Genomic DNA, 20,143 nt, shown 5'->3' on the forward strand with positions numbered 1-20,143 from the left:
CGGCATCGACGCGCGCCGAAGGCGGCCAGGCCGCCGCCGCGTCACGTCGGCTCGCAGGCCTCGCGCAGCAGGGCCTCGAGCCAGTCCGCGAACACCTGCACCCTGCGCGACGGCAAGCGCCGCTGCGGATAGAGCAAGGTCATCGGCATGGGCGCGGGCAGATGGTCCGGCATCACGGCCACCAGCTCGCCCGATGCGAGATGCTGGCGCACGTCATAGGCCGGGATCTGGATCAGCCCCAGACCCGCCAGGCAGCTGGCGATATAGGCCTCGGCATTGTTGACCGTGACGCGGCCCGGCAGCGTGCGTATGCGCGCGACCTGCCCCTCCAGCCATTCCCATGGCGCGACGCGGCCCGTGGACGGCGAGGCGTAGTGCACGCAGGCATGCGCGTCCAGGTCCGCCGGCGTGCGCGGCACGCCGTGGCGCGCCAGATAGGCCGGGCTGGCGACGTTGATGAGCGGCAGCTTGCCCATCGTGCGCGCCACCAGCCCCGAATCCGGCAGCTCGCCCACGCGCAGCGCGCAATCCACGCCCTCCTCGATCAGGTTGACGGCGCGGTCCGTCACGCCCAGCGTGATATCGATCTGCGGATACGCGTCCAGAAACGCGGGCAGCGCCGGCGCCACGATCAACCGCCCCACCCGGCCCGGCACGTCCACGCGCAGCACGCCGCGCGGCCCGACCGAGGCCTGGCGGAACAGGTTCTCGGCCTCTTCCATGTCTTCGATCAGGCGCAGGCAGCGCGCGTAGAAAACCTCGCCCTCGCGCGTGGGCGCGACCTGGCGCGTGGTGCGGTTCAGGAGCCGCGCGCCGACCCGGCCCTCCAGTTCCTGGATGGCGGCCGACACCGTGGAACGGGGCAGGCCCAGCGTATCCGCCGCGCGGGTGAAGTTGGCGCATTCGACGACGCGGGCGTAGACGCGAAACAGGTCGATCCTATCCATGCGGGGTCCGGCCGCGAGCCGGCGTATGAGTCGATGAGGGGCGGGCGACGCGGGAGCGCCAACCCGGCTGGACGAAGCCGAAGCCGAAGCCGAAGCCGCCAGAATGTTCGTTAATTCTGGACAGTAAAGACAGAATTAACAGCTTTATCCTGATTTTGTGGAATATATCATTCCCTTCCATGAGCGGCCACCATCCGGCGGCCCCGCAATCAGGAGCCTCTCATGGCGGATCACGGCATCAAGGGCAAGACCATCATCATCGCGGGCGGCGCGAAGAACCTGGGCGGGCTGATCGCCCGCGACCTGGCGCAACAGGGCGCGCACGCCGTGGCGATCCACTACAACAGTCCGGCGACCAAGGCGGACGCCGACGCCACCGTGGCGGCGGTGAAGCAGCTGGGCGCCCAGGCGGTGGCGTTGCAGGCCGACCTGAGTTCGGCCGGCGCCATGGAAAAGCTGTTCGCCGACGCGGTGGCCGCCGTCGGCCGGCCCGACATCGCGATCAACACGGTGGGCAAGGTGCTGAAGAAGCCCTTCACCGAAATCACCGAGGCCGAGTACGACGAGATGACGGCGGTCAACTCGAAGGCCGCGTTCTTCTTCCTGCGCGAAGCGGGCCGCCACGTCAACGACAACGGCAAGATCTGCACGCTGGTCACTTCGCTGCTGGGCGCCTACACGCCGTTCTACGCGGCCTATGCAGGCACCAAGGCCCCGGTCGAGCACTACACCCGCGCCGCATCCAAGGAATACGGCATCCGCGGCATCTCGGTGACGGCGGTCGGCCCCGGCCCGATGGACACGCCCTTCTTCTATCCGGCCGAAGGCGCCGACGCGGTGGCCTACCACAAGGCCGCCGCCGCGCTGTCGCCGTTTTCCAAGACCGGCCTGACCGACATCGAGGACGTGGTGCCCTTCATCCGCTTCCTGGTGTCGGACGGCTGGTGGATCACCGGCCAGACCATCCTGATCAACGGCGGCTACACCACCAAGTAGACGGCGGGCGGCTGATCCAGGACTAGGGCCGCGCCGGCGTCGCCGCAGCCGGCTCGGCGGCGGCAGCCGCCGGCCCGGCGTTCGCGGGCGCCGTGGCGGCCTGCGCCGGCGGCGGATTCAAGCCATCCCAGCCGCCGCCCAGCGCCACGATCAGGTTGACGCTGGCGGCCAGCCGGTTGCCCAGCAGGCTCAGCGCGCTGCGCTCGCTGTTGAGCGCCGTGGCCTGCACCACCGACACGCTCAGATAATCCACCAGGCCGGCCTCGTACTGGTTGCGGATCAGGCGCAGCGATTCGCGCGCCGCCTCCAGCGCGCGGCCCTGCACCACCTGCTCTTGCTCCAGGACGCGCAGCTGGATCAGATAATCCTCGACTTCGCGCAGACCGGTGAGCGCGGCCTGTCGATAGGCCGCCGCCTGCGCGTCGTAGGCCGCGCGCGCCTGATCCACCTTGGCCTGGCGCGCGCCGCCGTCGAATACGGTCAATGCCAACGCCGGGCCTAGCGACCAGAAGCGCGCGGGCGCGGTCAGCAGTTCGGCGAACTGGCCGCTGCGGAAACCGCCGTCCGCCGACAGGGTGAGACTGGGGAACCAGGCCGCCTGCGCCACGCCGATCTCGGCATTGGCGGCGGCCGCGCGGCGTTCCGCCGCCGCCACGTCGGGACGCCGCTCCAGCAGCTCTGACGGCAGCCCCACCGGAATCTGCGGCAGCCGCTGCGTGAACGGCGCGGGCGTCAGGCTGAACTGCGACGGCGCCTGCCCCATCAGCACGGCGATGGCATGCTCGTATTGCCCACGCTGCCAATCCAGGTCGACGGATTGGGCTCGCGTGTTTTCCAGCTGCGTGCGCGCCACGGCCACGTCCGCCTGCGCGGCCACGCCGACCTCGTAACGGTTCTGCGTCAGGCGCAGCGACCGTTCATAGGCCGCGACGGTAGCGTCCAGCAGACGCTTCTGTTCGTCCAGCACGCGCAATTGCAGATAGGTAAGCACCAGGCTGGCCTGCGCGCTCAGCCGCGTGGCGGCCAGATCGGCCTGGCTGGCGGCGGCGCTGGCCTCGGATGACTCGACCGAGCGGCGCACGCGGCCCCACACATCCAGCTCCCAGCTGACGCTGCCGCTCAGTGAATACTGATTCGACACATTGCCGCCCGACGAGGACGAGCCGCCCTGCGTGCCGCCGCCGCTGCCCGAGCGCGTGACGCCGGCATTGGCGCCCACGGTCGGGAAGAAGCCGGCGCGCGCGCCGCGCACCAGGCCCAGCGCCTGGCGGTAGTTGGCCTCGGCCTGCGCGATGGTCTGGTTCGACGCGTTCAGGCGCTCGACCAGGCCGTCGAGCGTGGCGTCGCCATAGACCCGCCACCATGCGCCGCGATCGACCTGGTCACGCGGTTCGGCGGGTTTCCAGCCCGGCACCTCGCCCTGCCCTTCCTTGTAGGATGCTCCGATGTCCAGCGCCGGGCGCTGATAGTCGGGCCCGACGGCGCAGGCGCCCAGCAAGGCGCACAGCGCGAGCGCGACGGCGCCGCGCAACGGCAGGAGGGAAAACGACGGCTTGGCGTTGCGGGTCATGGATGTTCTGAGGAAACGGCCGCCGCGCCGCCGGAACGGCGCCTGCGCGCGGCCCAGAGACGGAAGCGGTCCAGATAGAGATAAACCACGGGCGTGGTGTAGAGCGTCAGGATCTGGCTCAACACCAGGCCGCCCACGATGGTGATGCCCAGCGGCTGGCGCATCTCGACGCCGGCGCCGGTGGCCAGCATCAGCGGCAGCGCGCCGAAGATGGCGGCCATGGTCGTCATCATGATGGGACGGAAGCGCGTCAGGCAGGCCTGGAAGATCGCGTCGCGCGGCGCCAGCCCCTGCGTGCGCTCGGCCTCCAGCGCGAAGTCCACCATCATGATGGCGTTTTTCTTGACGATGCCGATCAGCAGAAACACGCCGATCAGCGCGATCAGCGTGAAGTCCTGGCGCAGCATCAGCAGGGCCAGCAGCGCGCCCAGGCCGGCGGATGGCAGCGTCGACAGAATGGTCAGCGGGTGCACGAAGCTCTCGTACAGGATGCCCAGCACGATATACATGGTGACCAGGGCGGCCAGGATCAGCCAGGGCTGCTGCGCCAGCGTCTGCTGCAGGGCGGCGGCGGTGCCCTGGAAGCCCGCCTGGATCTGATCCGACGGCAGCCCGATGCGCGCCACCGCCGCGTCGATGGCCGCCGTGGCCTGGCCCAGAGACACGCCCGGCGCCAAGCTGAACGACACGGTGTCGGCCACGAACAGCCCCTGGTGCTGCACGCTCAACGGCGCATTGGCATCCTCGAAGCGGGCGAAGGCCGACATGGGCACGCGCACGCCGGTGGCGGTGATCACTTCCACCTGCTTGAGCGACTCGATATCCTGCGCGAAGCGCGGGTCCACGCCCATCACCACGTGATATTGGTTGAGCGGGCCGTACATCACCGATACCTGGCGCTGGCTGAAGGAATTGTTGAGCACGGTGGAGATGGTGCTCATGCTGACGCCGAGCCGGGTGGCGGCCTCGCGGTCGATCACCAGGTTGATCTGGCGCCCCTTGTCCTCGACGTCGGTGTCGACGTCGGTGATCTCGGGCACCTCGGCCATGGCGCGCTGCACCTTGGGCATCCAGGTCCTCAGCAGCTGCAGGTCGCCGGACATCAGCGTGTAGTCATATGAGCCCTGGCTGGAACGGCCGCCGATGCGGATGTCCTGCTGCGCCACCAGGAACATGCGCGCGCCCGGCATGTTCTGCAGCTTGCCGCGCAGGCGGTTGATGACCACGTCGGCCGATACGCCGCGCTCTTGCAACGGCTTGAGCTGGATCTGCATGAAGCTGCTGTTGCTGCCGCCGCGCCCGCCGGCGAAACCGGTCATGCTCTGCACGGCGGGATCGGCCAGCACCACCTTGCGCAGCGCGTCCAGTTTGGGCACGGTGGCCTGGAACGAGGTGCCCTGGTCGACGCGGAAGAAGCCCAGCAGCTGGCCGGTGTCCTGCTGCGGGAAGAAGCCCTTGGGCACCACCGCGTACAGATAGACGTTCAGCCCGACGGCAGCGGCCAGGATCAGCATCATCAGCCGGCCATGCGCCAGCGCCCAGCCCAGCGTGCGACGGTAGCCGTCCTGCATGGCCACGAAGCCGCGCTCGGACCAGCGCGCCAGCCGGCCCGGCGGCCGGGGTTCGGCCGGCTCGGCGCGCAGCAGCCGCGCGCACATCATGGGCGTGAGCGTCAGCGACACCACCAGCGACGCCGCGATGGCGGCCGACAGCGTGACGGCGAACTCGCGGAACAGCCGCCCGACCACGCCGCCCATCAGCAGGATCGGAATGAACACCGCCACCAGCGACAGGCTCATGGACAGCACGGTGAAGCCGACCTCGCGCGAGCCGCGCAGCGCGGCGCGCATCGGCGTCATGCCGCGCTCGACGTGGCGCATGATGTTCTCCAGCACCACGATGGCGTCGTCCACCACGAAGCCGGTGGCCACGATCAGCGCCATCAGCGAGATCGTGTTCAGCGTGTAGCCGCACAGGTACATGACGCAGAAGGTGCCGATCAGCGACACCGGCACCGCGACGCTGGGGATCAGCGCGGCGCGCCAGCGGCGCAGGAACAGCAGCACCACCAGCACCACCAGGCCCACCGCGATGACCAGCGTCAGCTCGGCCTCGTGCAATGAGGCGCGGATGCTGGGCGTGCGGTCCTGCGCCACCGACATCTTGACGTCGGCCGGCATCAGCGCGGACAGCATGGGCAGCTGGGCGCGCACCGCATCCACCGTCTCGATGATGTTGGCGTCGGCCTGGCGCCGCAGGATCATCAGGATGGCCTTGCGGTCGTTGAAGAAGCCCGTCTGGTAGAGATCTTCAACCGAATCCTCGACCTTGGCCACGTCCGACACGCGCACCGGCGCGCCGTCGCGCCAGGCCACGATCAGCGGCTTGTATTGCTCGGCGCGGCTGAGCTGGTCGTTGACCATGACCTGCCAGTGATAGCGGTCGTTCTCCAGCACGCCCTTGGGGCGGTTGGCGTTGGCATTGGCCAGCGCCGTGCGCACGTCGTCCAGCGACACGCCGCGGTTGGCCAGCGCGCCGGGCAGCACGGTCACGCGCACGGCCGGCAGCGAGCTGCCGCCCACCGTCACTTCGCCCACGCCGTCCACCTGCGACAGCTTCTGTGCCACGATGGTCGAGGCCAGGTCGTAGAGCTGGCCCTGGCTGAGCGTGTCGGAAGTCAGCGCCAGCGTCATGATGGGCGCGTCCGACGGGTTGGACTTGTGATACGTAGGATTGCTGCGCAGGCTGGTCGGCAGCAGCGAGCGCGCCGCGTTGATGGCGGCCTGCACATCGCGCGCGGCGCCATTGATGTCGCGGCTCAGGTCGAACTGCAGCGTGACGCGGGTCGAGCCCTGCGAACTGCTGGAGGTCATCTCGGTCACGCCGGCGATGCTTCCCAGCGAGCGTTCCAGCGGCGTGGCCACGCTGGAGGCCATGGTCTCGGGGCTGGCGCCGGGCAGGCTGGCCGACACCGAGATGGTGGGAATGTCCACCTGCGGCAGCGGCGCCACCGGCAGCAGGAAGAACGACAGCAGCCCCGCCAGCACGACCGCCAGGGTGAGCAGCGTGGTCGCCACCGGACGGACGATGAAGGGCGCCGAGATGATCATGAAGCGCCCCTGGGCCGCGCCGGCCGCGCGCCGCGCCAGCGACGCGACAGACGGTCGAACATCAGGTAGATGACCGGCGTGGTGAACAGCGTCAGCACCTGGCTCAGCAGCAGCCCGCCGACCATCACCAGGCCCAGCGGCTGGCGCAATTCAGCGCCCGTGCCGGTGGACAGCATCAGCGGCAGCGCCCCGAACAGCGCCGCCAGCGTGGTCATCAGGATGGGACGGAAGCGCAGCAGCGCCGCCTCGTGGATGGCCGCGCGCGGCGACAGGCTGCGCTTGCGCTCGGCGTCGAGCGCGAAGTCGATCATCATGATCGCGTTCTTCTTGACGATGCCGATCAGCAGGATGATGCCGATGATGCCGATCATGTCCAGCTCGGTGCCGCTGATCAGCAGCGCCAGCAGCGCCCCCACGCCGGCCGAGGGCAAGGTCGACAGGATGGTGATGGGGTGGATGTAGCTCTCGTACAGCACGCCCAGCACGATGTACATGGTGACCACCGCCGCCAGGATCAGCCACAGCGTGCTCGTCAGTGAATTCTGGAAGGCCAGCGCCGCGCCCTGGAAGCGCGTCTCCACGCCGGCCGGCATGCCGATCTCGGCCTCGGCGGCCTTGATGTCCTCGACAGCGCCGGATAGCGAGGCGCCCGGCGCCAGGTTGAACGACACGGTCACCATGGGGAACTGATCCAGCCGGTTCACGGCCAGCACGGTCTTGCCTTCGGTGATGCGCGCCACCGAGGACAGCGGCACCTGTCCGCCGGTCGATGTCGGCACGTGGATCTGGCCCAGCGCCGCCGGATTGGTCTGGAACTGCGGCTGCGCCTCGAGCACCACGCGGTACTGGTTCGACTGCGTGAAAATCGTGGAGATCAGCCGCTGACCGAAGGCGTCGTACAACGCCTCATCGATCACGGCGGCGGTGATGCCCAGGCGCGAGGCCGCGTCACGGTCGATCTCCACCCAGGTCTGCAAGCCCTCGTCCTGCAGATCGTCGGTCACGTCCGACAGGCCGGGCACCTGGCGCAGCCGCTCGACCAGCTTGGGCGTCCATAGACTCAGCACGCCCAGGTCGGGATTGGACAGCGTCATCTGGTATTGCGTGCGGCTGACGCGGTCCTCGATGGTCAGGTCCTGCACCGGTTGCATGTAGACGGTCAGGCCGTCCTGCGTGGCCAGCGAGTCCTGCAGCCGCGCCATGACCGCGCGCAGGTCGCCGCTGCGCTCGGCATGCGGCTTGAGCGCGATCAGCATGCGGCCGGCGCTGAGCGTGGCATTGCTGCCGTCCACGCCGATGAAGGACGACACGGCGGCCACGTCAGGATCCTTCAGCGCCTTGCTGGCGGCGGCCTGCTGGCGCTCGGCCATGGCCGTGAAGGAGATCGATTGCGGCGCCTGGGTGATGGCCTGGATCAGACCCGTGTCCTGCTGCGGGAAGAAGCCCTTGGGGATCACGATGTACAGCAGCACGGTGAGCGCGAAGGTCGCCAGGGCCACCAGCAGCGTCAGCGGCTGGTGCCGCAGCACCACTTGCAGCATGCGGTCATAGGCGGCGATAACGCGGTCGATAAGGCCGCCCGTGATCTGGTGGAAGCGGCCGTGGTGCTGCTCGGATTCGGCGCGCAGCAGGCGCGCGCACATCATCGGCGTGAGCGTCAGCGATACGAACAGGGAAATCAGGATGGACACCGCCAGCGTGATGGCGAACTCGCGGAACAGCCGGCCCACCACCTCGGTCATGAAGAGCAGCGGGATCAGCACGGCGATCAGCGAGAAGGTCAGCGAGATCAGCGTGAAGCCGATCTGCGAGGCGCCCTTGAGCGCCGCCTGCAGCGGGCTCTCGCCCTCCTCGATGTGGCGGGCGATGTTCTCGATCATGACGATGGCGTCGTCCACCACGAAGCCGGTGGCGATGGTCAGCGCCATCAGCGTCAGGTTGTTGATGGAGAAGCCGGCCAGGTACATGATGCCGAAGGTGCCCACCAGCGACAGCGGCACCACCACGCTGGGAATCAAGGTGGCCGTGAGGCTGCGCAGGAACACGAAAGTCACCATCACCACCAGCGCCACGGCCAGCAGCATCTCGAACTGCACGTCGGCCACCGAGTCGCGGATGGTCTGGGTGCGATCGGACACCACGGTCACGTCCAGCGTGGCGGGCAGCGACGCGCGCAGCTGCGGCAGCAGCGCGTTGATCCGGTTGACCACGTCGATCACATTGGCGCCGGGCTGGCGCTGGATGTTCAGCAGGATGGCCGGCTTGTCGCCCGCCCAGGCCGCCTGCCGCACGTCCTCGGCCCCTTCCACCGCGCGCGCCACGTCCGACAGGCGCAGCGGCGCGTTGTTCTTGTAGGCGATGATCAGGCTGTTGTAGTCGGTGGGCGTCTTGAGCTGGTCGTTGGCGTTGATCGTGGTCGAGCGCAGCGGGCCGTCCAGGTTGCCCTTGGGCTGGTTGACGTTGGCGCCGACGATGGCCGTGCGCAGGTCCGACAGCGACATGCCGTTGGCGGCCAGCGCCTGCGGATTGACCTGCACGCGCACCGCCGGCCGCTGCCCGCCGGCCACGCTGACCAGGCCCACGCCCGGAATCTGCGACAGCTTCTGCGCGACGCGCGTGTCCACCAGGTCGCGCACCTGCGGCAGCGGCATGGTCGGCGAGGTGATCGCCAGCGTCAGCACCGCGGCGTCGGCCGGATTGACCTTGTTGTAGGTCGGCGGCACCGGCAGGTCGTTGGGCAGCAGATTGGAGGCCGCGTTGATGGCCGCCTGCACCTGCTGCTCGGCCACGTCCAGCGGCAGGCTCAGGTTGAATTGCAGCGTGATGACCGACGCGCCCCCGGAACTGGTGGACGACATCTGGTTCAGCCCCGGCATCTGTCCAAACTGGCGCTCCAGCGGCGAAGTGACCAGCGAGGTCATCACGTCGGGGCTGGCGCCGGGGTACAGCGTGGTCACCTGGATGGTCGGGTAATCCACTTCCGGCAGGGCCGACACCGGCAGCAGCCGGTAGGCGATGAAGCCGGCGATCAGGATGGCCACCATCGACAGCGTGGTGGCCACGGGCCGCAGGATGAACAGGCGCGACGGGCTCACGGCGGCGTCCGCTTATCGGGTGGCCGGGGTGGTGCCGGCGGGCGCGCCCGCGCCCAGCGACTTGTCGGTCGACTTGGGTATCGTGTCCGATCCCTTGGCCACGTCGACCTTGGCCCCCGCGCGCAAGCGGTCGGTGCCCTCGGTCACGACCCGGTCGCCGGGCTGCAGGCCCTCGTTGACCGCCACCATGCCGTTGTTGACGGCGCCCAGCTTGACCTGCCGCACGGCCACCGTATCGTCGTCCTGGACCAGGAAGACGAAAGCGCCGGCCGAGCCTTGCTGCACCGCCGCGATGGGAATCGCGGTGGCGTCCTTGCGCGTGGTCACGTGCAGGCGGGCATTGACGAACTGGTTCGGAAACAGCGCGTCGTCGGCATTGTCGAAGCGCGCCTTGAGCTTGAGCGTGCCGGTGGCGACGTCGATCTGGTTGTCCAGCGTTTCCAGCTTGCCGGTGGCGATGCGGCGGGTATCGGCCCGGTCATAGGCCTCCACGGTCAGCGTGTGGCCGGCCGCCAGCTCGGCCCGCACTTCGGGCAGTTGGGTCTCGGGCAGCGTGAACACCACGGAGATGGGCTGGGTCTGGGTGATGACCACCAGGCCATTGGTGTCGGAACTGGACACCAGGTTGCCCTTGTCCACCTGGCGCAGGCCGAGACGGCCACTGATGGGCGCGGTGATGCGCGAGTAGTCCAGCTGCAGCTTGGCATTGTCGACATTGGCCTGGTCGCTCTTGACCGCGCCTTCGTACTGGCGCACCAGCGCGGCCTGCGTGTCGACCTGCTGTTTGGCGATGGAGTCCTGCTTGTACAGGGCCTGGTAGCGCTGCAGGTCGCGGCGGGCGTTTTCCAGCTGGGCCAGATTCTGCATCTGGGTGCCCTGGGCCTGGGCCAGCGCGACCTGGAAGGCGCGCGGATCGACCTGTGCCAGCAGGTCGCCGGCCTTGACCATTTGGCCTTCCTTGAAGGGCACGTCGACCAGCTCGCCGCTGACGCGGCTGCGCACGGTGACGGTGCTATAGGCCGTGACCGTGCCCAGGGATTTGAGATAGATGTCGATGTCCTGCTTGACCGCGGCCGCCGCGCGCACCGGCACGGCCATGTTGGCCATGGCGGCCATCTGGCCACGTCCCGCGCCGGGGCGGCCCGCGCCGGGCTTGGCCGAAGGCCGCAACGCCAGCCATACGATGCCGGCGACGACCAGCAGCAGAATGGCCCACCCGAGCAAGCGGCGTCGGGTCCAACGGGAAGGCGGAGTAACGGGACGGCTTTGAGACATGGAAGCGGATCCGGCGCGAGCGGGAAAAGCCGTATTGTCTACTAGGCGACGTTGAATTCGTATGATGCCCGGCCGCGCTGAAATAGCCCGCAACAGGAATCAGGGCCTGAAAGGCCCGCGCTCAGGAATTGCAGAGCGTCATCTGGAAGGGCACGTCCCGCGCCACCGGCTGGGGCTTGAAATCCCCGTCCTGGGTGGAAAAACGTATCCAGATCATATACTTATTGGCGCTGATCTCGGGAAACACGCCGTGCGCCGGGTCCACCCACACGCGCAGCATCTGGAACTGCTTGCCGCCCAGCATCTGCTGGTAGGCGCCCTGCTCGGCCACGGTGTCGCTCTTGCGGCCGGACTCGCGCAACAGGCGCAGCGCCAGCGTCAGGCCGTCGTACAGGGGGACGAAGGGCGCGGTCCAGGCCTGCAGGTCGGCGCAGCGCGCGGCCTGGGGCTTGTGCTGCCAGGAATAGTACGAGGGCATGTCGACCTGGATCGCGCCGCCCGCCACCGACAGGCGGCCGCGCAGGCTGGTCAGCCATTCGTTCTCGCGCAACGACTGGCCGGTCTTGCCGGTCGCCGACAGCGTTTGCGCGACCTTCTCCATTTCGCGCAACATGCCCTCGAGCGCGTCCTGCGCCACGCCAGGATGGTCGCGCAATGCGCCAAGCGCCAGGCGCTGCCGTTCCAGGTCCTGCAGCAGCGCGCCCTTGATGTCGGTGCGCTCGCAGGCGTCGAGCAGGTCGAACAAGGCGGTGACGGCAACCTGGTGCTGGCGGAAATCTCCCTCGCGAGCGAAGAAGAACAGCCTGTCGAACAGGTATTCCAGCCGCAGATAAGCGCGGATGCGCTCGTTGAAGGGATATTCGTAAACAATCACGCTATATGCAGGCCCGTCAGGGGTCGGCCGCGTGGGCCGGGTTATTCATGAGCGCCGCATCGGCGCCAGGCTCACGGCCTTGCGGCCGCCAATGCCAACCAACGCTCATGCAAGGTCTTCGTCCGCGCGCGCAGTTGTTCTGGCGTCGTGTCGCCATCGTTGGCGACGACATCGTCCGCGACCGCCAGCCGGCTTGCCCGCGCAGCCTGTGCCGCCATGATACGCCGTATGGCAGGCTCCGTCAGCCCGCTGCGCGACTGCACGCGGGCGATCTGCGTGGCGGGATCGCAATCGACCACGCAGATGCGGTCCACGCGCGGCCGCCAGCGCGGCAGCGACTCGACCAGCAACGGCACCACGAACACCAGGTAGCAGCCGCGCGCCGCGTCGGCCTGGCGCTCTGTCTCATCGCCGATCAACGGATGCAGCACGGCTTCCAGCCGCTGCCGCACCGAGACATCGGCGAAGGCGCGCTCGCGCATCCAGGCGCGGTCCAGCGAGCCGTCCTCGGCCAGCGCCTCGGCGCCGAACGCCTGCTCGATCGCGGGCATGGCCGAACCGCCGGCAGCGGTCAGCGCCCGCGCGATCTCATCGGTGTCCACCACGGACGCGCCCCATTCGGCCAGCATGTCCGCCACGCGCGACTTGCCCGAGCCGATGCCCCCCGTCAAACCTATTTTGAATATGCTCATCGCTTCGTCCCATGTATGGCCGCTCGCGCGCCGGCGCCATGCTCGATGGTCATGGCAACAGCCTTGCCAGCCCGGGCTCGCCGCCCAGCAACAGCACCGCCACCCCGGCCAACGCCAGGTAGGGGCCGAAAGGCAAGGGTTGGCCACGGCGGGCTCGACCGGCCAGCGTCATCGTACCGCCCACCAGCACGCCGGCCAGCGACGCCGCCAGCAGCAGCATGGGCAGCGCGCCCACCCCGAACCATGCGCCCAGCGCGGCCAGCAGCTTGAAGTCGCCGTAGCCCATGCCTTCGCGCCCCGTGAAGTAGCGGAACGCGTGGAAGATCAGCCACAGGAAGCCGTAGCCCGCCACTGCGCCCAGCACCGCCAGCGGCAGCGGCGTGAAACCGTCGCCCAGATTGACCAGCAGCCCGGCCCAGGCCAGCGGCAAGGTGATGGCGTCGGGCAGCAGCGTGCTCTCCAGGTCGATCCAGGCCAGCGCCACCAGGGAGGCCGACAGGCCCATGCCGCACAACGCGATGGGCGTGGGGCCGAAGCGCCAGGCGCAGGCGGCGAACAATACGGCGGTCAGCAGTTCGATCACGGGATAGCGCCAGCCGATGGCCGCGCCGCAGGCCGCGCAGCGCCCCTTGAGCAGCAGCCAGCCCGCCAGCGGCAGCAGGCGCCAGCCCCGGACCGGCGCCGAGCATTGCGGACAATGCGAGACCGGCGCGCGCAGGCCATAGACCGGCGCGCACGCCGGCTCCGTGGCGGCGGCCGGCTCGGCTGACTCCTGGCAATGCGCCTGCCACTCTCGCTCCATCATGCGCGGCAGCCGATGGGTCAGCAGCGTCAGCCAGCCGCCCACGGCCAGGCCGGCCAGCGCCGCCAGAGCCAGGAACAGGGATTGAGGCAGGTCAAAGGCTTGCCACATGGCCGTCATGCGCCCCCGCCGTCCGGCCAGGCGCATGGCCGAGCCCCGCTGATACGCGAGGGGCCGGGCAGGCATGCCAGGCGTTCATGCCTGGGGACGTGTCGTAATTTGGGCATAAAGACTGGCCGCTCGACGGAGCAGCGATTGGATTCGTATCGAATCTTCGCATAAGTGCGTAAAATCGGAGACAGACTCAATTCACGGATAAGCTGCCATGATGACCGCGCGCGACGATACCTCCACCCGCCCCCGCAAATTCAACATCATGGCGCTGCTGCTGGCAGGCTCGGCACTCGGCATCGCCGGCTGCGCGCAACAGCGCACCGAAGGCTATTACGACCCTCCGGCTGAAAGCACCGTCACGGACGCCCAGTCCCAAGGCTCCGGCGCCGGCTACCGCACCGTCCTGCGCGCACCGTCGCAAGTGCAGATCGCGCTCAAGCCCGACGCCCCCCGCAAGACCGCGAGCCAGCAGGCCCAGGCCGCGCAAGCGGGCCATACCACCGAGGACGGCCAGCCCGTGCCCGAAGGCGCCGACAGCGGCGCCGCCTCGGGCGTCGCTGCCTCGGGCGCGGCGCCCGCCCCGGCCCTGCCGGCATCCACGCCCAGCGCCGCCGCGCACAGCCTCGTGCCGCAGCCGCAGACCTACATGGGTACGCTGCCCTGCTTCTCGCCCGCCATGCAGTGCACGGCGCAGCGCGTGACGCTGACGCTGGCGCCCAACGGCCGCTGGCGCGGTCGCGTCGCCTACCTGGAAAGCGACGCCAAGCAGGGCGCGCCGGTGGTCGAACAAGGCTGCTGGAACGCCACCGACGAACGCCCCTCGCGCGTGATCCTGCTGGACGGCAAGGGCAACGTGCGCGCCGAGTTCGCCGCCGCCGCCAACAATGTGCTGCGCGTGCGATCCATCGCCGGCCAGACGCCCAACCTGAACTACAACCTGACCCGCCAGCCCGACCTGGACCCGATCGACGAACTGGCCAAGGCCGCCGCACCGCAGTGCCCTTGAGCGCCGCCGGCAACGGCTGAACGCGGCGGGCAGCTATCCCGGCTGCCCGGCTGCGACACGACAGGCCCGCCTTCTGGCGGGCCTGCGCGTTTCCGGACCTGGCGCCCGCGCTAGGACCGGCCCCGGCCGCGCGGGGCGGCCGGACGGACAGGGCGCGAACAAGAACCGGAGGAATCGGACGCAGCGGCGGAGGCGGACGAACCGGAAGCGCCAGCGCAAACCGCGGCCGCGTCGGGATGCCGCAGCAACGGCGACGCTCCCGCGCGCCAGTGCTCGCACAGCCGGCACGCCAGCTGCATGGCGTTGCGGACGCCAAGTTTTTCGAAGATGTGGGCGCGATGGGCCTCGGCCGTGCGCAGCGAAATGCCAAGGTCGATGGCGATGACCTTGTTGGCGCGGCCGGTGGCCACATAGAGGACGATTTCGCGTTCGCGAGGGGTCAGCGAAGCGAGCAGGGAATCGAGATCGGAGCGTAGCTGCATGGGCAAAGACGGCTGGCATTCCTGTGAATACCCGCAGTCTGCCGCGGCGTTGGCCAGGCCGTAAGCTGGCAATTCTGACAGCGGCGGGCCGCGCCCGCCCCCCCCCCGGCGGCTACACCCGGTAGGCCAGTTCCAGGTTGTCGATCAGCCGGGTCGCGCCCAGCTTGGCGGCGGCCAGCGCCACCAGCGGTTCGCCGGCGGCCAGGTCGGCGGCCTCGGGACGCTTCAGGTCGCGCTGGCGGCGCACCGAGATGTAATCCACCAGCCAGCCACGGCGCGCCAGGCTGGCGGCGGCCTCGGCCTCCAGCGCGGCCGAGTCGGTCGCGCCGGCGACCAGCCGCTGCTCGATAGCGCGCAGCTCGGCGTACAGCGCCGGCGCCTCGGCGCGCTCGGCGTCGCTCAGGTAGCGGTTGCGCGAGGACAGCGCCAGGCCGTCGTCGGCGCGCACGGTCTCGTGCGCCAGCACTTCCACCGGCAGCTGGAACTGGCGGCACATGTTGCGCACCACCATGAGCTGCTGATAGTCCTTCTTGCCGAACACGGCCACGCGCGGCTGCACGCAGGAAAACAGCTTCAGCACCACGGTGCTCACGCCCGTGAAGAAGCCGGGCCGGAACTCGCCTTCCAGAATGTCGCCCAGGTCGTCGGGCGGCTGCACGCGGTAGTTCTGCGGCTCGGGATACATCTCGCGCTCGTCGGGCGCGAACAGCACGTAGACGTCGCGCTCGCGCTCCATCTTCTCGATGTCGGCCGCCAGCGTGCGGGGATAGCGGTCGAAGTCCTCGTTGGGCCCGAACTGCAGCCGGTTGACGAAGATGCTGGCCACCACCGGGTCGCCGTGCTGGCGGGCCATCTTCATCAAGGACAGGTGGCCTTCGTGCAGGTTGCCCATGGTGGGCACGAAGGAGACGCGGTTCTGGCCGCGCAGCTGGTCGCGCAGTTCCTGGATGGTGTGGACGACTTTCAAGGGAATTCTCCGGGGTTGGGCGCAGCCCCGCCGGCGGATCAGGCCGCGACGGCGGCCACGCTCGTGTAGGCCAGGCGCACGTAGATCGGCGCGTAGGGCTCGGCCTGCGTGATCTCCAGCAGCGATTCGCGGGCCAGCTCGAGCATGGCGATGAAATGCACGACGACCACGGCCACGGGCGCGCCTTCGCGGATGCGCTCCATGAAGAGGTCGCCGAACTCCATGAAGCGCACGTCGTTCAGGCGCCTCAGGATATGGGTCATGTGGTCGCGCACGGACAGCTGTTCGCGCGTGATGTGGTGGTGCTGGTTGAGCCGGGCGCGCTTCATGATGTCGGCCCAGGCCGCGCGCAGGTCGTCCACATCGACCTCGGGCAGCATGCGCTCCACGCTCAGGTCGGCCACGGCGTGGCTGCTGACGAAATCGCGGCCCAGCTGGGGCATGGCGTCGAGCTTCTGCGCCGCCAGCTTCATCTGCTCGTACTCGAGCAGGCGGCGGACCAGTTCGGCGCGCGGGTCCTCGGGCTCTTCGCCGGTGTCGGTCTTCCTGACCGGCAGCAGCATGCGCGACTTGATCTCGATGAGCATCGCCGCCATGAGCAGGTACTCGGCGGCCAGCTCCAGGTTGTGGATGCGGATCTGGTCCACATACGACAGGTATTGCCGCGTGACATCCGCCATGGGAATGTCCAGAACGTTGAAGTTCTGCTTGCGGATCAGGTACAGCAGCAGGTCCAGCGGCCCCTCGAACGCCTCGAGGAAGATCTCCAGCGCATCCGGCGGGATATACAGGTCCGTCGGCATCTGGAACAGCGGCTCGCCGTAAAGGCGAGCGAAGGCCACGCTGTCGACCGTGTCAGGGGTGCTGTCGACGGGCGGTTCCACGAGCGCGGCCAGGGCGTCGCCTGGGACGGAGCCGTTCTTGGACATGGCTGCCGCGACGGTATCAGTCGGCCTGATACACGTACGGCTTTTGCGGCACGCGGGCCGCGCGGAAGCCTTCCTGCAGTTCCTGGTCCTGCGGCTTGTCCCAGAGGCGGGCGCGGCCTTCGCGCTGGCGCTCCTCGGTGCCGGGATGGGACTTCTTGTAGTCCTTCAGGAAGAGAGTGATCTCGGATTCGTAGTTGGTTGCCATGACACCAATTTCAGCGGGTTTCTGATCCCGGGAGTTTACTGCACCCCGGGCCACCCCCGGCGTTACAATCTTCCGGCACCCAACGCCCCCTCCCGCCATGCCCGCAGACACCGCCGCAGCCGCCCATCCCGCTCCGCCCTCGACCCCGGACGCGCAGCGCGCGGCGCGGATGATTCCCTTCATCGTGGGCTGCGCGCTCTTCATGCAGATGCTGGACGCCACCGTGGTGGCCACCGCCCTGCCGGCCATGGCCCGGGCCCTGGATTCGACCCCGGTGCGACTGAACGTGGCCATCACCTCCTACCTGCTGTCGGTGGCCGTGTTCGTGCCGGTCAGCGGCTGGGCGGCCGACCGGTACGGCGCGCGGCGCGTGTTCGTGGCCGCCATCGGCCTGTTCACCCTGAGTTCCGTCGCCTGCGCCCTGGCCCAGGACCTGCCGCAGCTGGTCCTGGCGCGCATCGTGCAAGGCATGGCCGGGGCCATGATGGTCCCGGTGGGCCGCATCATCCTGCTGCGCACGGTGCCCAAGCAGGATCTGCTGAAGGCCATGTCCTTCCTGTCCATCCCGGCGCTGCTGGGGCCGGTGATCGGACCGCCGCTGGGCGGTTTCATGGTCACCTACATGTCCTGGCACTGGATCTTCCTCATCAACATCCCGATCGGCGTGCTGGGCATCGCGCTGGTGCTGCGCTACGTGGCCGAGATCCGCGAGGAAAGCGCGCCCGGCCTGGACTGGCTGGGCTTCCTGCTGAGCGCGGCCTGTCTGGCCATGCTGGTCAGCGGCTTCGAGGCCATCGGCCGCGACATCATGCCGTTGCCCGCGTTGCTGGGCCTGCTCGCCGCCGGCGCCGCCAGCGGCCTGCTCTACGCCTGGCACGCCAGGCGCGTAGAGCATCCCATCATCGACCTGTCGCTGATGAAGATCCCCACCTTCGCCATCTCCACGCTGGGCGGCAACCTGTGCCGCTTCACCGTGGGCGCCACTCCCTTCCTGCTGGCCATGCTGCTGCAGGTGGGTTTCGGCCTGACGCCGTTCTCGGCCGGACTGATCACCTTCGCCAGCGCCGCCGGCGCGCTGCTGATGAAGTTCGTGGCCACGCCCATCGTCAGGCACTTCGGCTTTCGCCGCGTGCTGACCGTCAACGCGGTGCTGGCCGGCGCCTTCGTCGCCGCCAGCGCCGCCTTCACGCCCACCACGCCGGTCTGGCTGATGATCGCCGTGCTGCTGGTCGGCGGCTTCTTCCGCTCGCTGCAGTTCACCGGCGTAAATACGCTAACCTATGCCGATATCCCGCCGGCCAAGATGAGCCGCGCCAGCAGCTTCGCTGCCATGGCGCAGCAGTTGGGCATCAGCCTGGGCGTGGGGGTGGCCGCCGTCACGCTGAACGTCAGCATGACCTTGCGCGGCGCCGAGACGCTGGCCATACGCGACGTGGTCGCGGGTTTCATCGTCATCGGCCTGATGTGCGCGGCCTCGGTTTTCTCCTTTAGACGCCTCGAGCCTCTGGCCGGGGCACACCTGAACGGCGCAAAGCAAAGTGACGACGAATGAGTTTGTCCTCGCCCTGGACCAGGGCACGACCAGTTCCCGGGCCATCGTGTTCGACCGCGACGGCGTGGTGCGCGGCGTCGGCCAGCGTGAATTCCACCAGCACTATCCCCGGCCGGGCTGGGTCGAGCACGATGCCGGCGAGCTCTGGCACAGCCAGCTCGACGTGGCGCGCGAAGCGCTGCGCAACGCCGCGGCCACCGCGGCCGACGTAGCCGCCATCGGCATCACCAACCAGCGCGAAACCACGCTGATCTGGGAACGCGCCACCGGCCGCCCGCTGGCGCGCGCCATCGTCTGGCAGGACCGCCGCACCGCGCCGCTGTGCGACCGGCTGCGCGCCGACGGGCACGCCGATTTCCTGCAGTCCCGCACCGGCCTGGTGCTGGACGCGTACTTCTCCGGCACCAAGCTGTCCTGGCTGCTCGACCACGTGCCCGGTGCACGCCAGATGGCCGAGCGCGGCGAACTGGCCTTCGGCACCGTCGACACCTGGCTGGTGTGGCAGCTGACCGGCGGCGCGGTGCACAGCACCGACCCCAGCAACGCCTCGCGCACCATGCTGTTCGACCTGCACACGCAGGACTGGAACGATGACATCCTGGCGCTGCTGAACATCCCGCGCAGCGTGCTGCCCGGCATCGCGCCGAGCAGCGCGGTGATCGGCAACGCCCTGCCCGAATGGCTGGGCGGCCCCATCCCCATCGCCGGCGTGGCTGGCGACCAGCAGGCCGCCACCTTCGGCCAGGCCTGCTTCACGCCCGGCATGGCCAAGAACACCTACGGCACCGGCTGCTTCATGCTGATGAACGTTGGCGACAAGCCGGTGCGCTCGGCCAACAACCTGCTGTCCACCGTGGGCTGGGGCCTGCCCGATGCCGGCTCGCCCGGCGCCTGGAAACCTGCGTACATGCTGGAAGGCGGCGTGTTCGTGGCCGGCGCGGCGGTGCAGTGGCTGCGCGACGGGCTGGGCATCATCCAGCGCTCGGAAGAGATCGAGGCGCTGGCCGCCAGCGTCGCCGACACCGACGACGTGTTCATGGTGCCGGCCTTCGCCGGCCTGGGCGCGCCGCACTGGGACCCCTACGCGCGCGGCACCCTGGTCGGGCTGACGCGCGGCACCACGCGCGCCCACATCGCCCGCGCCACGCTGGAATCCATCGCGCTGCAAAGCGCCGAGCTGCTGACCTGCATGAACGGCGACAGCGGCATCGCCCTGACCGAGCTGCGCGTGGACGGCGGCGCGGCGCGCAACGACCTGCTCATGCAGATGCAGGCCGACCTGCTGGGCGTGCCCGTGGTGCGCCCGCGCGTATCGGAATCGACCGCGCTGGGCGCGGCCGTCCTGGCCGGCCTTGCCGTGGGCTTCTGGTCCGGCCAGGACGAGTTCGCCTCCAAGTGGCAAGCCGAGCGGACCTTCCAGCCAGCCTGGCCGGAATCCGTGCGCGCAGCCCGCATGCAGCGCTGGCGCCAGGCGGTGGAGCTGTCCAAGGGCTGGTCCAACACCGCCAGGTAACGGCCGCGCCCGGT

General features: G+C 69.1%; 16 protein-coding genes. 4 read left to right on the forward strand and 12 right to left on the reverse strand.

Annotated features, from left to right (window positions below):
* Positions 1-41: 41 nt before the first annotated feature.
* A complete protein-coding gene (locus AC6LJ5_RS12250; protein ID WP_392409231.1) occupies positions 42-947 on the reverse strand; it encodes a LysR family transcriptional regulator in 906 nt (301 codons plus the stop codon).
* A 222-nt stretch (positions 948-1,169) separates the two neighbouring features.
* On the opposite strand from AC6LJ5_RS12250, the gene AC6LJ5_RS12255 reads away from it, so the two are divergent.
* Complete coding sequence (locus AC6LJ5_RS12255) at positions 1,170-1,943, forward strand: SDR family oxidoreductase (RefSeq protein ID WP_103276303.1); 774 nt, start codon at positions 1,170-1,172, stop codon at positions 1,941-1,943.
* Positions 1,944-1,965: 22 nt separating this feature from the next.
* Here AC6LJ5_RS12255 and AC6LJ5_RS12260 read toward each other — a convergent pair whose 3' ends face one another.
* The 7 genes from AC6LJ5_RS12260 to AC6LJ5_RS12290 form a co-directional block, all read right to left on the reverse strand.
* On the reverse strand, positions 1,966-3,513 hold the full coding sequence (locus tag AC6LJ5_RS12260) for an efflux transporter outer membrane subunit (RefSeq protein ID WP_103272274.1): 1,548 nt from the start codon (positions 3,511-3,513) through the stop codon (positions 1,966-1,968).
* Entirely contained in the window at positions 3,510-6,623 is a 3,114-nt protein-coding gene (locus AC6LJ5_RS12265) for a multidrug efflux RND transporter permease subunit (RefSeq protein ID WP_498140596.1), read from the reverse strand. The genes AC6LJ5_RS12260 and AC6LJ5_RS12265 overlap by 4 nt, the downstream gene beginning before the upstream one ends.
* A complete protein-coding gene (locus AC6LJ5_RS12270; protein ID WP_498140597.1) occupies positions 6,620-9,718 on the reverse strand; it encodes an MdtB/MuxB family multidrug efflux RND transporter permease subunit in 3,099 nt (1,032 codons plus the stop codon). Before AC6LJ5_RS12270 ends, AC6LJ5_RS12265 begins: the two co-directional genes overlap by 4 nt.
* A 12-nt stretch (positions 9,719-9,730) precedes the next feature.
* On the reverse strand, positions 9,731-10,993 hold the full coding sequence (locus tag AC6LJ5_RS12275; RefSeq protein ID WP_103272271.1) for an MdtA/MuxA family multidrug efflux RND transporter periplasmic adaptor subunit: 1,263 nt from the start codon (positions 10,991-10,993) through the stop codon (positions 9,731-9,733).
* 121 nt (positions 10,994-11,114) lie between these two features.
* Positions 11,115-11,867, reverse strand: a complete 753-nt coding sequence (gene zapD / locus AC6LJ5_RS12280) for a cell division protein ZapD (RefSeq protein ID WP_103272270.1) — start codon at positions 11,865-11,867, stop codon at positions 11,115-11,117.
* A 71-nt stretch (positions 11,868-11,938) separates the two neighbouring features.
* Positions 11,939-12,559, reverse strand: coding sequence for a dephospho-CoA kinase (gene coaE / locus AC6LJ5_RS12285; RefSeq protein ID WP_498140598.1), 621 nt, complete (start codon positions 12,557-12,559; stop codon positions 11,939-11,941).
* Positions 12,560-12,608: 49 nt separating this feature from the next.
* A complete protein-coding gene (locus AC6LJ5_RS12290) occupies positions 12,609-13,472 on the reverse strand; it encodes a prepilin peptidase (RefSeq protein WP_498140599.1) in 864 nt (287 codons plus the stop codon).
* A gap of 217 nt (positions 13,473-13,689) precedes the next feature.
* Between AC6LJ5_RS12290 and AC6LJ5_RS12295 the strand changes: the two genes are divergently transcribed.
* Complete coding sequence (locus tag AC6LJ5_RS12295; RefSeq protein WP_498140612.1) at positions 13,690-14,481, forward strand: copper resistance protein NlpE N-terminal domain-containing protein; 792 nt, start codon at positions 13,690-13,692, stop codon at positions 14,479-14,481.
* A gap of 110 nt (positions 14,482-14,591) precedes the next feature.
* Here AC6LJ5_RS12295 and AC6LJ5_RS12300 read toward each other — a convergent pair whose 3' ends face one another.
* From AC6LJ5_RS12300 to AC6LJ5_RS12315, 4 genes are all read right to left on the reverse strand, one after another.
* On the reverse strand, positions 14,592-14,963 hold the full coding sequence (locus AC6LJ5_RS12300) for a response regulator transcription factor (protein WP_103272268.1): 372 nt from the start codon (positions 14,961-14,963) through the stop codon (positions 14,592-14,594).
* Positions 14,964-15,075: 112 nt separating this feature from the next.
* Positions 15,076-15,930, reverse strand: coding sequence for a pantoate--beta-alanine ligase (panC, locus tag AC6LJ5_RS12305; protein ID WP_103272267.1), 855 nt, complete (start codon positions 15,928-15,930; stop codon positions 15,076-15,078).
* 38 nt (positions 15,931-15,968) lie between these two features.
* Positions 15,969-16,859 (reverse strand): segregation and condensation protein A, encoded by an 891-nt coding sequence (locus AC6LJ5_RS12310; RefSeq protein WP_498140600.1) that lies wholly within the window; start codon positions 16,857-16,859, stop codon positions 15,969-15,971.
* A gap of 16 nt (positions 16,860-16,875) precedes the next feature.
* Positions 16,876-17,064: a DUF3460 family protein gene (locus tag AC6LJ5_RS12315; protein WP_103272265.1), complete on the reverse strand. Its 189-nt coding sequence runs from the start codon at positions 17,062-17,064 to the stop codon at positions 16,876-16,878.
* Positions 17,065-17,161: 97 nt separating this feature from the next.
* On the opposite strand from AC6LJ5_RS12315, the gene AC6LJ5_RS12320 reads away from it, so the two are divergent.
* Together AC6LJ5_RS12320 and glpK are read left to right on the forward strand one after the other, a co-directional pair.
* Positions 17,162-18,616, forward strand: a complete 1,455-nt coding sequence (locus AC6LJ5_RS12320) for a DHA2 family efflux MFS transporter permease subunit (RefSeq protein WP_498140601.1) — start codon at positions 17,162-17,164, stop codon at positions 18,614-18,616.
* Complete coding sequence (glpK, locus tag AC6LJ5_RS12325) at positions 18,603-20,129, forward strand: glycerol kinase GlpK (protein WP_498140602.1); 1,527 nt, start codon at positions 18,603-18,605, stop codon at positions 20,127-20,129. Before AC6LJ5_RS12320 ends, glpK begins: the two co-directional genes overlap by 14 nt.
* The last annotated feature ends 14 nt before the right edge of the window (positions 20,130-20,143 follow it).

The sequence above is a fragment of the Achromobacter sp. 1011791174 genome, assembly GCF_059760925.1.